The sequence below is a fragment of the Blautia sp. An249 genome, from assembly GCF_002159835.1.
In the GTDB taxonomy this organism is placed as follows: domain Bacteria; phylum Bacillota; class Clostridia; order Lachnospirales; family Lachnospiraceae; genus Blautia_A; species Blautia_A avistercoris.
On record NZ_NFJL01000056.1, the window covers coordinates 1 to 1,927 of the forward strand.

Annotated in this window: 1 protein-coding gene; it reads left to right on the forward strand. The window is 38.8% G+C overall.

The genetic code is table 11. The features are described 5' to 3' along the window. Positions 1-167: 167 nt before the first annotated feature. Positions 168-1,880 (forward strand): IS1634 family transposase, encoded by a 1,713-nt coding sequence (locus tag B5F53_RS19430; protein ID WP_140398288.1) that lies wholly within the window; start codon positions 168-170, stop codon positions 1,878-1,880. Positions 1,881-1,927: the final 47 nt, after the last annotated feature.

Here is a 1,927-nt window from a genome sequence, read left to right on the forward strand (position 1 = left end):
CCCGTCTTTAGGATTTAGCACTATAATTCTTTAGGGGTTTATTTTTTTATATATTTCTCAAACCAGCATATTTGCTGGCTTTTTTTATTTTAAAAAAACTTGACAAAAAATATTTTTTACCCTTGCTTGTATAGTGCTATGGTGCTATAATGGAAGAGGGTGATTTTATGTCTTATTTTCTTAAAAAAACAAATAACAAAAAAGGAACTTATTTACAGATTTATGAAAGTTATTATGACCCGGGGCGTAAAGGCGGGGCACATCGTTCTTACAAACCCATCGGGTATGTTCATGAACTCCAGAAAAAAGGAATGGAGGACCCAATCGCCTTTTATTCCGAAGAAGTCCAGCGGCTTAACCAAGAATACAGGCTAAACAAACAGAAGGAAAAAGAACGTCAGATAGGCGAGGAATCTCCAGAAAAACTTCTTGGATATTTTCCCTTAAAAAACATCAACGACTCCCTTCATTGCAAAAAATATATGGATTTCATGCAGACTGCAACGGATTTCAGGTTCAATGTCTTTGATATGGCCTCTGCCCTTGTTTATGCCAGAGCTGTCCAACCCTGCTCTAAATCAAAAACTTTTATGGATGTCATCCCAAAGCTGTTCGAAGAACACCGCTTTTCCCTGGACCAGCTCTATTCCGGGCTCGCATATATTGGTTCCGAGTATGAAAAGATAATTGAAATTTATAATCATCAGGTTGCGGCCAAATATGGCTTTGACACTTCACAGACCTACTTCGACTGCACGAACTTCTATTTTGAAATTGACCAGGAAGATGATTTCCGACGCAAAGGGAAATCAAAGGAGAACCGAACAGAGCCCCTGGTTAGCATGGGACTGCTCCTCGATGCGCATCAGATACCTGTTGGCATGAAACTCTATCCCGGCAACGAAAGTGAGAAGCCTGTCATAAGAAATGTCATTGATGATTTAAAACAGCGCAGTCATATCACCGGCAGGACCGTCCAGGTTGCTGACAAAGGACTGAATTGTTTTAACAACATCCTCCATGCACTTAAAGACGGGGATGGGTATATTTTTTCCAAATCCGTAAAAACACTTCCGGAAACTGAGAAGACATGGGTTCTTCTTGAAAATGATTATGTAGATATTAAAAACAAAAAAGGGGAAGTTCTCTATCGCATAAAAGAATGTGTGGATGATTTCACCTACCGCTATACCAATGACAAAGGACAGGGAAAATCTGTAAAACTCAGGGAAAAACGCATTGTGACATTTAACCCAAAGCTTGCCGAAAAACAGAGGCACGAAATAAACCGACAAGTAGAAAAAGCTAAAAACCTCAGAGCCTGTGAAGCCAAAAAATCAGAGTATGGTGACAGCGCAAAGTATGTTACTTTTATAGCCGCTAATAAAAAGGGGGAAAAAACAGACAATAAAATCAAGGTTGAAATGAATGGGGAAGCAATCAGGAAAGCAAAAGAACTTGCAGGTTTTAATATGATAGTAACTTCCGAAATTCATATGTCAGCCCCTGAAATTTATACCGCTTACCATAATCTCTGGAGAATCGAGGAGTCTTTCCGCATCATGAAGTCACAGCTTGATGCAAGACCTGTATATCTGCAGAAGGAAGAAACCATTATTGGGCATTTTCTCATATGCTATCTTACTGTATTACTGACAAGGCTTTTACAGATACACGTTCTAAAAGATAACTATGGAACAGAAGAGATTTTTCATTTCATACGAGATTTCAGAATTGCGAGAGTATCGGACCGAAAATACATAAATCTGGCCAGGAGTTCTTCTTTCATTAAAGGGCTGGCTGTCAAAACCGGTTTGCCACTGACCTCCTATTTCCTTGGAAATGAAGATATAAATAAAATGCTAAGTCATAGGTTTTAAACTATGGCTTAGCACTATTTTTTTAATTCAACTCCTAAAGACCGGTA

Bases quoted from the DNA above. Each gene is read 5' to 3' on its own strand.
- B5F53_RS19430 (WP_140398288.1), top strand. From the start codon at position 168: ATGTCTTATTTTCTTAAAAAAACAAATAACAAAAAAGGAACTTATTTA.